This window comes from Bradyrhizobium sp. USDA 4454 (genome assembly GCF_054822705.1).
This window is the reverse complement of record NZ_JBTRCN010000001.1, coordinates 2662610-2675277: the sequence shown is the minus strand read 5'-3', so window position 1 is coordinate 2675277 and position 12668 is coordinate 2662610. Positions and strand designations below refer to the sequence as shown.

Sequence of the window (12668 nt, the reverse complement as noted above, 5' to 3'; positions counted from 1 at the left end):
GAGCTAAAGAGACAATCTTTTTGCCTCTGATCAACTAAAAGGGTACCAAGCGCCAATAAGGCGAAATTATTCAAATGCCTCTCGCAACGCGGTTGGATCAGGCGGACGATTGGACTACGGGGTAGGAAATGGCTTGGACTTATACTGTTCAGCTCAGCGGTAGCGCTGGCGCGGCAACGGATTCGGCCCTGGTTTACGACCTGGATCAGGCGCTGAACGTCTGGCAGGACTATGTCGAGGGCATCGGCAATCTTGTTGTCGCTCTCAATATCACGACCACCGCCGTGGGGCGGGCAGATGGCGGGCCGACCTCGTCCTATTATGTCGGAACCAACGGCAGCTTCGACGTCTATGAGCCTTCGAGCCAGTACGAACTGACGACGGCACAACACATCAGCGGCACGACGAGCGACATCACCATCGATGTTGACACCTCCTATCTGCAATATCTTGATCTGGACTACGGTCTGAGTCCGAGCAGTCAGGTCCCGGACAACAAGCTCAACCCGATCGACGTGTTCCTGCACGAGATCATGCACGGACTCGGAATGACGGGCTGGTACAGCCAGAGTGGCCAGCTCCCCGGCAACTATGAATCGACCTTCGACACTTTTATTCAGAAGTCCGGATCGCTGGCCTATTTTACCGGTGCGCATGCGGAGGCCGCATATGGCGGCCCGGTACCGCTGACGACGAACAGCAATGACGGGGAAAACTACTATCACTTCGGCAATCAGCAATCCGACTTCTACGCCTCGCCATCGACAGTCACGGACCCGCTCACGCTGGATCTGATGAATGGCATCGTGTTCTTCGACGACTACCAATACGTCGTTTCACCGCTCGATCTCGCAGTGCTGAAGGACCTCGGATACAGCGTCCGCGGCTACGCCGACGACACCATGTACGGCACGGCCGGCGCGGATTCGCTGTATGGGACGACGTTGAATGACCTGATCTCGAGCGGCACCGGCAATGACATTGTCGTTGCGGGCGCCGGCTTCGATACCATCGATGGCGGCGACGGCAACGACTACATCTACGCCGGCGCCGACGCCGACGTCTTGAGCGGCGGCAACGGCAACGACGTATTGCTCGGCGAAGCCGGCGATGACGTGATCTACGGCGGCACCGGCTTCAACTATCTGTTCGGCGGCAGCGGCAATGACACGCTGGTTGGCGCGGGCGGCACGTCGGCCAGCGACGTCAATGTGATGTATGGCGGCGACGGTGCCGATTATCTGTTCGGCGGCGCCGGCACCAACTACTTCTATGGCGGCGCCGGCATCGACACGATGTATGGCGGCTCGGGTCTGAACATCTTCATCTCGTCGGGCGAAACCGACGGCAATCTGATCTACGGCGGCTCCGGCCAGAACTACGTCTACGGCTCGAACGGCGGGGACACCGTTACCGGCGGCACCGGCGTCGACGTCTTCCTGATGGGCTCGGGCGCGGACGACATCACCGGCGGCGGCGGCGTCGACTACGCCTGGGGCGGCGGCGGCAGTGATACCTTCAACCTCAACGACAAGGCGTCCGATACCGAAGTGATGGTGGTCGAGGACTTCAATGCCGGCGGCGTCAACGACTTCGTCGATTTCGCCGGCACCTCACTGCATTCGTTCGCGGACGTCCAGGCTGCCGAATTCTACGCGGCAGGCATCAACACCACCATCATCACCGACGCCGCAGGCAACGCGGTGTGGCTGATCGGCGAGGCACCCGCACAGCTGAGCGCGGGCATGTTCAAGTTCAGCTGACGGTGTTGGCTTCACGGCGTGGGCGATAGACGCGCCCTCAGCAAAAAGCCCCGGCCGACGCCGGGGCTTCTCACGTGATCGACCGCAATGACCGCGGATCAGTAGCGGTAGTGATCCGACTTGTACGGACCTTCCTGCTTGACGCCGATATAGTCAGCCTGGTCCTTGCGCAGCTCGGTCAGCTTGACGCCGATCTTGGCGAGGTGCAGGCGGGCGACCTTCTCGTCGAGCGTCTTCGGCAGCACGTAGACCTTCTTGGCATACTTGCCGTCCTCGTTGTTGGCGAACAGCTCGATCTGCGCCAGCGTCTGGTTGGTGAACGAGGCCGACATCACGAAGGACGGATGGCCCATCGCATTGCCGAGGTTCACCAGGCGTCCCTCCGACAAGAGGATGATGCGGTGCTTGTCGGGGAATTCGATCTCGTCGACCTGCGGCTTGATGTTGGTCCACTTCAGATTCTTCAGGGTCGCAACCTGAATCTCGTTGTCGAAGTGGCCGATGTTGCAGACGATGGCGCGATCCTTCATCGCGCGCATGTGCTCGATGGTGATGATGTCCTTGTTGCCGGTGGCGGTGACGAAGATGTCGGCGCGAGGAGCTGCGTCTTCCATCGTCACGACCTCATAGCCCTCCATCGCCGCCTGCAGCGCGCAGATCGGATCGACCTCGGAGACCATGACGCGGCAGCCGGCCTGGCGCAGCGAGGCCGCCGAGCCCTTGCCGACGTCGCCGAAGCCCGCGACCATCGCGACCTTGCCCGACAGCATCACGTCGGTGCCGCGGCGGATGCCGTCGACCAGCGATTCGCGGCAGCCATAGAGGTTGTCGAACTTCGACTTGGTGACGCTGTCGTTGACGTTGATCGCCGGGAACAGCAGCGTGCCCTTGTTGGCCATCTCGTACAGGCGATGCACGCCCGTGGTGGTCTCTTCCGACACGCCCTTGATGTTCCTGGCGATCTCGGCGAAGTAGCCCTTCGGCTTCTCCTTCAAGAGGCGCTTCACCAGCGCATAGAAGATCTCCTCTTCTTCCGAGCCCGGCTTGTCGAGGAAAGCGGTATCGCCCTGCTCGGCGCGCACGCCGGCATGCACCAGCATGGTGGCGTCGCCGCCGTCATCGAGGATCATGTTCGGCGTGCCGCCGCCGTGCCAGTCGAACAGCTTGGCGGTGTAGTCCCAGTACTCGGTCAGGGTCTCGCCCTTGATCGCGAACACCGGGATGCCGGCCGCGGCGATTGCAGCCGCAGCGTGATCCTGGGTCGAATAGATGTTGCAGGAGACCCAGCGGATGTCGGCGCCGAGCGCGGCCAGCGTCTCGATCAGCACGGCGGTCTGGATCGTCATGTGCAGCGAGCCCGCGATGCGCGCGCCCTTCAGCGGCTGCTTGGGGCCGAACTCCTCGCGGGTGGCCATCAGGCCGGGCATTTCGGTCTCGGCCAGCGAGATTTCCTTCCGGCCGAAATCGGCGAGCGCAATGTCCTTGACGATGTAGTCGGTGAAGCCGGGCTTCGTGGGAGCGTTCATGTTGGTTTCCTAATCGATGAATCCAGCGTGTCAGTAAGGAAGCGAGCCGAACGCCCTGCGGCGCGGCCTTCCCCCTCTCCCCGTTCTTACGGGGAGAGGGTCGGGGTGAGGGGCTCCATCCGCGCACTGAACTCGCGGAGAGTCCCCCTCACCCGCCGCTTCGCGACGACCTCTCCCCGCGAGCGGGGCGAGGTAAGAGCGTCAGAGCGCGCGCTTCAGCGGCTCGACGAGATCGGTCTTCTCCCAGGAGAAGCCGCCCTCATTATCCGGCGTGCGGCCGAAATGACCGTAGGCCGAGGTGCGCGCGTAGATCGGGCGGTTGAGGTCGAGATGGGTGCGGATGCCGCGCGGCGTCAGATCCATCGCCTTCGCCGCCGCCTTCTCGAGCTGATCTTCCGACACCTTACCGGTGCCGTGGGTGTCGATGTAGATCGACAGCGGACGCGCCACACCGATCGCGTAAGCGAGCTGCAGCGTGCAGCGGTCGGCGAGACCGGCCGCGACGATGTTCTTGGCGACATAGCGCGCGGCATAGGCCGCCGAGCGGTCGACCTTGGTCGGATCCTTGCCGGAGAACGCGCCGCCGCCATGCGGAGCCGCACCGCCATAGGTGTCGACGATGATCTTGCGGCCGGTCAGGCCGGAGTCGCCGTCGGGACCGCCGATGAAGAACTTGCCGGTCGGGTTGATGTGCCAGATCGTCTTGCCGTTGATCCATTCCTTCGGCAGCGCCTCGCGGACATAGGGCTCGACGATGTCGCGGATCTGGCTCGAGGTGAGGTCCTCGACCAGATGCTGGTGCGAGACCACGATCTCGCGGACGCCGACCGGCTTGCCGTTCTCGTACTGCACGGTGACCTGGCTCTTGGAGTCCGGACCCAGCACCTTCTCCTTGCCGGAGTGGCGCGCTTCGGAGATCAGCCGCAGGATCTTGTGGGCGTAGAAGATCGGCGCCGGCATCAGGTCCGGCGTCTCGTTTGTGGCGTAACCGAACATGATGCCCTGGTCGCCGGCACCCTCTTCCTTGACCTCGCCCGGCTGCAGCGCGTCGACGCCCTGCGCGATGTCGGCCGACTGCGGATGCAGCAGGATCTCGATGTCGCAGGTGTTCCAGTGGAAGCCGTCCTGCTCGTAGCCGATGTCCTTGATCGCACCGCGAACGACGCTCTCGATCTGCTCGTTGGTGACCGAGGCCGGCCCGCGCGTTTCGCCGGCGATCACCACCTTGTTGGTGGTCGCGAGCGTTTCGCACGCCGCACGGATCTGCCACGGGTCGATGCCCGCTTTCGGTCCCTCGCGGTAGAACAGATCGACGATCTCATCGGAGATACGATCGCAGACCTTGTCCGGATGGCCTTCGGAGACCGACTCGCTGGTGAAGAGATAAGACGCGCGCATCAACTAAACCCCTTGTTTCGTCGAAGTCCGACGTTGGTTGGTGAATATGTCCCCGGAATGTCAGTCTCGTCGCCGTGAGATGACGTAGGATTCGTCGTAGAACCACAGCCCGTTGTGTTTGCGGAGAACTTCGCGTGTGGCCTCGAGAGCTCGTCCGTCTTCGGTCGTTTCGGTCAACCGCTCGTCTTCGATCTGCGCGACATACACCGCCGCATTCCACGCTGCAAAGGCCGTCGAGGTCCCGATCGAGCCGGTCACCTCATTGGGCAGCGCTTCCATATCATATCGAAAGATCGAACGGTTATCGGCGTAGGCGTTGAAGTTCAGCTCGCGCCCGGCGGAGCCCAACTCGTACTTCACTGCGCGCAGTATCTCATGGCGGCTGACCGCGAAAGGATTTTCTCCAGGCCACACGGCTTGAATTATTTCAAGCCCGGGATCGCCGCCGTGGGAGTGGATTCCTATCAACCGTCCGCCGCCGCGCAGCGCGCGGGCGAGCGGCGCGATGATCCGCTTGGCGCGGAAGTTCACCGATGATTTGGCGCGATAGGGCTGCGAGGCGATCACGAGATCGAAATTGGCCTCGGTGCGGCCGGCCCGCGGAATGATGGAATCGAGCAGGAAGCGGTGATCGTCGCGGTACAGCACCAGCGCAACCGGCCGCTCATAGATCGGCATCGCAGTGCCCGGGCTGAGGTTGGCCCGCCAGTTCTGCTCAAGGAATGGGCCGAGTTCGGCGATCTGGGCCTCGAAATCACCGGAGGAGGCACCCCGCAGCGCCACCTCATGCCAGATCATGCTGGCGGCAGCGGCGGAGTTCTTCGGCGTCAGCCAAGGCGCCTCGGCGTAATACATGTTGGTGAAGACGAAGACGCTGGCCGGATGCTCAAACAGGCGGTCGGGGACCTTGTCGAGGGTGAGGCGGACGTCCTCGAGGCTCAGCTCCTTGCCGGCGACATAGAACGGCATATGTGGGAAGCGGCCATGCATGGCACGCAGGACCCGGGCCAGCACGGTGCCGTCGCCCATCCCGGCATCGAACACCCGCAGCGCCGGCGGCCGCGGGTGGATCGCGGCCAGTTCCAGCGCCACCCGGTCGGCAATCACCCGCTTCTCGCTGCAGGTGTGCACGAACAGCAGATAGCGCTGGCGGTTCTCGAAAAACCGGAAATTGCCCCGCGGATCGCGCTTTTCCGGCGGCACCACGAGGCCGCGCGGCGGCGCCACACCGCCCGGCGTGGAGGTCGCGATGAAGCCGTTGATACGGTCGAGAGTATCGATGGTGATGCGCTTGCCCTCGCGCAGCCGGTGCACCAGCTTGCCGTCGTTGACGGCACGGCGGCCGAACGTCGTCTCCGCCATGTCGGAACGGCGGCAGAAATCCGTGATCTGGCTGAGGATTTCGTCGTTCTTCATGGCGCCTGAAGTGGGCAGCGGCGAGTGGGACAAGAGTGGGCAGAGATCGTGTGTGGGGGCGTCTTACCATCATTTTCCCACCAGTTGAACCCCCCTTTACGGTCCGATCACCAAACAGGCATGGATCACCTCGCCGTCGCCGATCACCATGACGGCCTACCCCGGAATGACCGATGCGCCGCCTGCTCCTGATCCCCTGCCTGCTTGCCGCCCTGCTGTGGGCAGCGCCGGGTTTCGCCCAGACGCGCGCCCAGCTCGGCCCGCTCTGCACGACCGACACCACGCCCGCCGAGCAGATGATCGATGCCTGCACCAAGATCATCGCGCTGAAGGTGTTTTCAGGCGAGAAGCTCGCGACCATCCATTTCTGGCGCGCGGTCGGCTGGAACAAGAAGGGCAACTATGGGCAGGTGATCGCCGACGCCACCGAGGCACTGCGCCTGAAGCCAAGCACCGCCGTCTACAATTTGCGCGGCTCGGCCTATTACGACAAGGGCGAGTACGACATCGCGATCGCCGACTTCAACGACGCGCTGCGCATCGGGCCGCCGAGCGGCATCATCTTTCACAACCGCGGCAACGCCTATCGCGGCAAGGGCGACTACGCCAAGGCGATCGCCGACTACGACGCCGCGATCAAGGCCGGCCCGAAATCGGCCTTTTCCTACCAGAACCGCGGCTCATCGAAGCAGGCGCTCGGCGATCTCGACGGCGCGCTTGCCGACATCAACGAGGCTGTGCGGATCGACCCGTCGCTGCCGCAACCCCTCATCAGCCGCGCCGTGATCTGGCGTGCCAAGGGCGACATCGCACGTGCGATTGCGGACACCACGGAAGCGATCCGGCTCGCGAAGGCGAAGGCGCCCGTCAACATCATGACGCCGCCGGGCAGCGTGCTGATCTCGGCCTATACCCAGCGCGGCCTCGCCTATGAGGCCCAGGGCGATGCGGCGCATGCCAAGGAAGATTACGCCGCGGTGCTCGAGGGCGCGGCCTCCGATGCCGGCAGCAAGGCCAACCAGGCTACCGCCAAGGTGCGGCTCGCGCTGCTCAAGGAGGCCGACGCGGCGCCGCGCAAGACCGCGGCGGCACCTGCCGCCGAGAGCAGCCCAGCTCCCGCACGGCCGGCGCCCACCGCTGCACCGGCCGCCCCCGCAGCACGCGTGCAGGCCGCCACAACCGGCCGGCGCGTCGCGCTGGTGATCGGCAACGGAGGCTATGCGCATGTGAAGGCGCTGCCCAATCCGCCGAACGACGCGCGCGCCATCGCCAGGAGCCTGCAGGAGATTGGCTTCACCGTCACCGAAGGGCTCGACCTCGATCGCAACGCGATGCAGGCGACGATCCACGATTTCCTGCGCGAGGCGGCGCGGGCGCAGATCGCGGTGGTCTACTACGCAGGTCACGGCGTGCAGGTCGACGGCCGCAACTACCTCGTGCCTGTCGATATCGAGTTCAAGGCAGGAAGCCGCATGACGGACGCGATGGTCGATATGGACACCATCATGGCCGGCCTCGACGATCAGATCCGTACCAACATCCTGATCCTCGATGCCTGCCGCAACAATCCGATGGCGCCGCAGGTGGCCTCCGCCGGCCCGAGCCGCGGCATCGAGGCCGGCTCCGGCCTTGCCGCGCCAACCTCGCTCGGATCCGGCTCGACGCTCGGCGCCGGCACGCTGATCGCGTTCGCGACTGCGCCGGGCCAGGTCGCGCTCGACGGCGAAGGCGCCAACAGCCCGTTCTCGGCGGCGCTGTCGCGCCATGTCGGCACGCCCAGCCTCGAAGTGCAGCAGATGCTGACGCGGGTCCGCGCCGAAGTCGTCGCCGCGACCAAGGGCAAGCAGGTGCCGTGGTCGAACTCCTCGCTGCTCGGCGAGGTCTATCTCGCGGAGCAATGACGGTACAAGAGACAGTGTCATTCCGGGGCGATGCGAAGCATCGAACCCGGAATCTCGAGATCCCGGGTTCGCGCTTTGCGCGCCCCGGGATGACGCTAGAACGTCACTTCCCCCACACCTCGTTCGCGACCTCGACCGCGAGCCGCAGCTTGGCCCACTGCTCTTCTTCGGAGAGGATGTTGCCCTCCTCGGTCGAGGCGAAGCCGCATTGCGGTGACACCGCGAGCTGCTCGAGCGGGGCGAACTTCGATGCCTCCTCCAGCCGCCGCTTGACGTCGTCCTTCTTCTCGAGCTCGCCGAACTTCGAGGTGATGACGCCGACCACCACGACCTTGTTGCCCTTGGGCAGGAAGCGCAGCGGCTCGAAGCCGCCGGCGCGGTCGGAATCATATTCGAGGAAATAGCCGTCGTAGTTGGTACCGGCGAGCATGGTCTCGGCGACCGGCTCGTAGCCGCCGGAGGAGATCCAGGTCGAGCGGAAATTGCCGCGGCAGACATGCGTCGTGATCACCATGTCGGACGGACGATCGGCGATCGAGTAGTTGATGACGCGGGCGTAGATCTCCTGCAGGCCGTCGGGATTGTCGCCGCGGTCGCGCGACTTCTGCAACTCCTCGGGCGAACACAGATAGGCCCACACCGTGTCGTCGAATTGCAAATAGCGGCAGCCGGCGTCGTAGAACGCCGTCACCGCCTTGCGGTAGGTCTTGCCGAGATCGTGGTAAAACTCCTCGAGATCGGGATAGACCTCCTTCGAGATCAGCTTGCGGCCGCCGCGGAAGTGCAGCACCGCCGGCGACGGGATCGTCATCTTCGGCGTGACATGGGCCTGGTCGGCATACTTCTTCAGGAACCTGAAGTGATCGAGCATCGGGTGCTGGTCGGAGAAATCGAGCTTGCCGATCACCCTGATGGCATCATGCCGGGTCTGCACGCCCGCGAACTGGATGCCCATGTCGGGGTGGAACAGCTCGCAGCCGGTCAGGTGGCTGAGGAAATCGAAGTGCCACCAGGAGCGGCGAAACTCGCCGTCGGTCGCAAGCTTGAGGCCGATCGAGGCCTGCTTGTGCACGACCTTCTCGATCTCCATGTCCTCGACCTTGCGCAGCTCGTCGGCCGAGATCTCGCCCTTCTCCAGTTTGGCGCGGGCCTCCTTGATCTTCGGCGGCCGCAACAGGCTGCCGACCTCGTCGGCACGGAACGGAGGCTTGGTTCGCTGCATGGTCAACTCCCGAACGTTTCTAATGCACCTTGGCCCCGGAGACGCCGAGGTGGCGCTCGAGGACGGACGGATCGGCTTTCAGCGCACTGCTCGCGGCATCGTGCACGATCGTGCCGCGTTCCAATATCACAACGCGGTCGGCGAGCCCCAGAATCTTTTGCGCATTCTGCTCGACAATGATCGAGCAGATGGCGCCAGAGCGCGTGATGGTTCCGATCGCCTTTAACAATTCCTCAACGATGATCGGCGCGAGGCCTTCGGTCGGCTCGTCGAGCAGCAGCACTTTCGGATTCAGCGTCAGCGCGCGGCCGATCGCCAGCATCTGCTGCTCGCCGCCTGAGAGCTGGTTGCCGAAATTGGCGCGCCGCTCCTTCAGCCGCGGAAACATCTCGTACACCCGCTCCACCGTCCACGGCCCGGGCTGCGCCACTGCGGTCATGTTCTCTTCCACCGTCAGCGAGCGGAAGATGTTGCGCTCCTGTGGCACCCAGCCGATCCCGACCCTGGCGCGCTGGTCCGGCCGCATCGCCGTGATGTCGTGGCCTGCAAGTACGACGCTGCCGCCGAAGCGTCTGACGATGCCGACGATCGCATTGATCAGCGTGGTCTTGCCGGTGCCGTTGCGGCCGAGCAGCGCGAGCACCTGGCCCTCGGCCAGCGCCAGCGACATGTCGGGCAGCACCACCGCCTCGCCGTACCCGGCACGCAAGCTTTTGATGGAAAGCAAGTCAGACATCGGCGGCCTCGCCGAGATAGACCGCCCGCACCTGCGGATCGCGCGCAACCTCGTCGGGTGCGCCCTCGGTGAGCAGGCCGCCATTGACCAACACCGAGATGCGGTCGGCGAAGGAGAACACGAGGTCCATGTCGTGCTCGATCAGCAGCACGGTGACGTCGCGCGGCAGCGCCGCGACCGCCGCCAGGATATCGTGGCGCTCGCTTTCGGGCACGCCGGCCGCGGGCTCGTCGAGCAGCAGCACCCGTGGCTTGGCGGCGATCGCGACCGCGATTTCGAGCAGCCGCTGCTTGCCATAAGGCAGCGTCGAGGTGAGCTCGGTCATCGCGTCGAGCAGATGGAAGCGCGACAGGATTTCGGCGATCTCGGCGTTGACATCGCTCCGCGTGCCCATCCGCCGCCACCAGTCGCCGCCGCGGCCCATTCGCTCGGATACCGCAAGCCCAATGGTTTCGAGCGGCGTCAGGTCGGCATAGAGCTGGTTGATCTGGAAGGTGCGCGACAGCCCGCGCAGCACCCGCTTGTGCACGGATAGGCCGGTGATGTCGTGGCCCTCGAGCAGGATCTGCCCGCTGTTCGGCGTCAGCACGCCGGTGAGCTGATTGATGACGGTGGTCTTGCCCGCGCCGTTCGGCCCGATCAGGGCGTGGCGGGCACCCTGCATCACCTTCAGCGAGAGGTCGCGGGTGACGCGAAGGCCGCCGAAGGATTTTTCGAGATTGCGGGTTTCCAGCGCGATCGTCATGACGCATCACCCTCAGGCACCGCGACAGTCGACTTGCGGCCCGCGAACTGGCGGATGAACAGGTTCGGCACGAACAGCACCCAGCGATGAATCCGCGCACGGCCGACCATCACGATCACCACCAGCACGAGGCCGATCCAGAACAGCCAGTATTGCGGGGTGATGCTCTGAAACAGCTCCTGTAGCATCTTGAACACGACGGCGCCGATCAGGCCGCCATAGAGATAGCCGGTGCCGCCGATCACCAGCACCAGCATCAAATCGGCCGAGCGCTCGAACGAAAACACGTCGAGCGAGGCGAGCGCCGTGGTCTGGGTGAACAGCGCGCCGGCAATCCCGGCATAGAAGGCGGCGAGCGTATAGACCGCGATCAGGCGGCGGTTGACCGGCACGCCGATCGCGGCCGCGCGCAACGGATTGTTCCTGATCGCGCGCAGCGACAGGCCGAACGACGAATGCACGACGCGCCGGGCGAGCAGGAACAGGATGAACAGCACGATCAGCGAGTAGAACAACCCGGTCTTGCCGAACATGTCGAAGGCGAACAGCCCGAGGATCGGCTGCATCTCGATGCCCTGCAGGCCGTCGGTGCCGCCGGTGATGTTGGAAAAGCGTTCGGCCAGCGCCTCCAGCAGCAGCGCGATGCCGAGCGTCACCATCAGCCGTGTCAGATCGACGCCGCGGATGACGAGGAAGCTGGTCAGAAAGCCGAGCACCGCGGCAACGAGTCCGGCGGCGACCAGCGCGATGACCGGTTCGTTGATGATGCCGTGCAGCGCCAACAGCCCGGCTGAATAGGCGCCGACACCAAAGAACGCCGCATGGCCGAGCGAGACGATGCCGGCATAGCCGAGGATCAGGTCGAGCGACAGCGCAAACAAAGCAAGCCGCACGATGTCGGTCATGATCAGGTAGCGCGACGGGAACAGGAAGGCGCAAGCGAGCACGAGAACCCAGAAGGCGACCTCGCTGATGCGCCAGCGCGCGCTGGCCATCGCGTGAGTCGAGACGTCGGACAGCGCGGTCATGACGGCCTCACCGCGCTACGGTGCGGCCGAACAGGCCGTTGGGACGCCAGAGCAGGATCACGATCATGACGGTGTAAATCACGAAGGGGCCGACCTTCGGCACGTAATATTTGCCGGCAACGTCGGCGATGCCAAGCAGCAGCGAGGCGAGGAACGGACCGGTGATCGAGGAGGAGCCGCCGACGGTGACGACGATCAGGAAGTAGATCATGAACTTCAGCGGGAAGTAGGGATCGAGCCCGAGGATCTCCGCGCTCAGCGCGCCGCCGAGACCGGCGAGGCCGCAACCGAAGGCAAAGGTGAAGGCGAACACCTGCGGCACGTTGATGCCGAGCCCGATCGCGGCACGCGGATCGTCGACCGCGGCGCGCAGCCGGCTGCCGAACCGTGTTTTCGCCAGGATCAGTTGCAGCGCCAGCGTGAGCAGGCCGCAGATCACAACGATCATCAGCCGGTAGCGGCCGATGCCGACGCCGAACACGTCGATCTGGCCCTCCAGCGCCGCCGGCAGCTTGATGAAGACCCGCGACGATCCCATGATGTAATCGACCGCCGCGACCGACATGAACACCAGACCGATCGAGAACAGCACCTGATCGAGATGGCTGCGGCTATAGAGATGGCGGTACAGCGTGCGCTCCAGCGCGATGCCGATCGCGGCGCTGCCGACAAAGGCGAGCGGCAGCGCGGCGAAGAACGGCCAACCAGAATTGTTGACCAGCACGGCGCAGATATAGCCGCCGGCCATCGCGAAGGCGCCGTGCGCGAGATTGACGAAGTTCATCAGCCCGAGCGTCACCGCAAGCCCGCAAGCCAGTACGAACAGCAGCATGCCGTAAGCGACGCCGTCGAACAGGTTGGTGAGGATTGAGGCCATCAAGTCAGCTCAGCCGAGAGGACGAAGGACACCACGTCGAGTGGAACGTCATGGCC

At 64.4% G+C, this 12668-nt stretch carries 10 protein-coding genes; 2 read left to right on the top strand and 8 right to left on the bottom strand.

Annotated features, from left to right (window positions below):
- The first annotated feature begins 128 nt into the window (after positions 1-128).
- A complete protein-coding gene (locus ACVIW0_RS12200) occupies positions 129-1763 on the top strand; it encodes a calcium-binding protein (RefSeq protein ID WP_461352556.1) in 1635 nt (544 codons plus the stop codon).
- Positions 1764-1861: 98 nt separating this feature from the next.
- Here the strand turns inward: ACVIW0_RS12200 and ahcY are convergent, their stop codons facing one another.
- The 3 genes from ahcY to ACVIW0_RS12185 all read right to left on the bottom strand — a co-directional run bounded on the left by ahcY (position 1862) and on the right by ACVIW0_RS12185 (position 6103).
- Positions 1862-3289, bottom strand: a complete 1428-nt coding sequence (gene ahcY / locus ACVIW0_RS12195) for an adenosylhomocysteinase (protein WP_461352555.1) — start codon at positions 3287-3289, stop codon at positions 1862-1864.
- A 201-nt stretch (positions 3290-3490) separates the two neighbouring features.
- Positions 3491-4687, bottom strand: coding sequence for a methionine adenosyltransferase (gene metK, locus ACVIW0_RS12190; protein WP_461352554.1), 1197 nt, complete (start codon positions 4685-4687; stop codon positions 3491-3493).
- A gap of 60 nt (positions 4688-4747) precedes the next feature.
- Positions 4748-6103, bottom strand: a complete 1356-nt coding sequence (locus tag ACVIW0_RS12185) for a hypothetical protein (RefSeq protein WP_461352553.1) — start codon at positions 6101-6103, stop codon at positions 4748-4750.
- Between the two features lie 173 nt (positions 6104-6276).
- Between ACVIW0_RS12185 and ACVIW0_RS12180 the strand changes: the two genes are divergently transcribed.
- Positions 6277-8004, top strand: a complete 1728-nt coding sequence (locus ACVIW0_RS12180) for a caspase family protein (RefSeq protein ID WP_461352552.1) — start codon at positions 6277-6279, stop codon at positions 8002-8004.
- Positions 8005-8107: 103 nt separating this feature from the next.
- Here ACVIW0_RS12180 and ACVIW0_RS12175 read toward each other — a convergent pair whose 3' ends face one another.
- The 5 genes from ACVIW0_RS12175 to ACVIW0_RS12155 are packed head-to-tail and all read right to left on the bottom strand — an operon-like array spanning position 8108 to position 12612.
- The gene (locus tag ACVIW0_RS12175; protein ID WP_461352551.1) at positions 8108-9226 is read right to left on the bottom strand and encodes a cobalamin-independent methionine synthase II family protein; all 1119 of its coding nucleotides are present in this window, start codon (positions 9224-9226) and stop codon (positions 8108-8110) included.
- A 19-nt stretch (positions 9227-9245) separates the two neighbouring features.
- On the bottom strand, positions 9246-9962 hold the full coding sequence (locus tag ACVIW0_RS12170; protein ID WP_461352550.1) for an ABC transporter ATP-binding protein: 717 nt from the start codon (positions 9960-9962) through the stop codon (positions 9246-9248).
- Positions 9955-10707: an ABC transporter ATP-binding protein gene (locus ACVIW0_RS12165; protein ID WP_461352549.1), complete on the bottom strand. Its 753-nt coding sequence runs from the start codon at positions 10705-10707 to the stop codon at positions 9955-9957. Before ACVIW0_RS12165 ends, ACVIW0_RS12170 begins: the two co-directional genes overlap by 8 nt.
- Complete coding sequence (locus ACVIW0_RS12160; RefSeq protein ID WP_461352548.1) at positions 10704-11735, bottom strand: branched-chain amino acid ABC transporter permease; 1032 nt, start codon at positions 11733-11735, stop codon at positions 10704-10706. The genes ACVIW0_RS12165 and ACVIW0_RS12160 overlap by 4 nt, the downstream gene beginning before the upstream one ends.
- 7 nt (positions 11736-11742) lie before the next feature.
- Positions 11743-12612, bottom strand: a complete 870-nt coding sequence (locus tag ACVIW0_RS12155) for a branched-chain amino acid ABC transporter permease (protein ID WP_461352547.1) — start codon at positions 12610-12612, stop codon at positions 11743-11745.
- Positions 12613-12668: the final 56 nt, after the last annotated feature.

Bases quoted from the DNA above. Each gene is read 5' to 3' on its own strand.
- ACVIW0_RS12200 (WP_461352556.1), top strand. From the start codon at position 129: ATGGCTTGGACTTATACTGTTCAGCTCAGCGGTAGCGCTGGCGCGGCA.
- metK (WP_461352554.1), bottom strand. From the start codon at position 4,687: ATGCGCGCGTCTTATCTCTTCACCAGCGAGTCGGTCTCCGAAGGCCAT.
- ACVIW0_RS12165 (WP_461352549.1), bottom strand. From the start codon at position 10,707: ATGACGATCGCGCTGGAAACCCGCAATCTCGAAAAATCCTTCGGCGGC.
- ahcY (WP_461352555.1), bottom strand. From the start codon at position 3,289: ATGAACGCTCCCACGAAGCCCGGCTTCACCGACTACATCGTCAAGGAC.
- ACVIW0_RS12155 (WP_461352547.1), bottom strand. From the start codon at position 12,612: ATGGCCTCAATCCTCACCAACCTGTTCGACGGCGTCGCTTACGGCATG.
- ACVIW0_RS12175 (WP_461352551.1), bottom strand. From the start codon at position 9,226: ATGCAGCGAACCAAGCCTCCGTTCCGTGCCGACGAGGTCGGCAGCCTG.
- ACVIW0_RS12185 (WP_461352553.1), bottom strand. From the start codon at position 6,103: ATGAAGAACGACGAAATCCTCAGCCAGATCACGGATTTCTGCCGCCGT.
- ACVIW0_RS12160 (WP_461352548.1), bottom strand. From the start codon at position 11,735: ATGACCGCGCTGTCCGACGTCTCGACTCACGCGATGGCCAGCGCGCGC.
- ACVIW0_RS12180 (WP_461352552.1), top strand. From the start codon at position 6,277: ATGCGCCGCCTGCTCCTGATCCCCTGCCTGCTTGCCGCCCTGCTGTGG.
- ACVIW0_RS12170 (WP_461352550.1), bottom strand. From the start codon at position 9,962: ATGTCTGACTTGCTTTCCATCAAAAGCTTGCGTGCCGGGTACGGCGAG.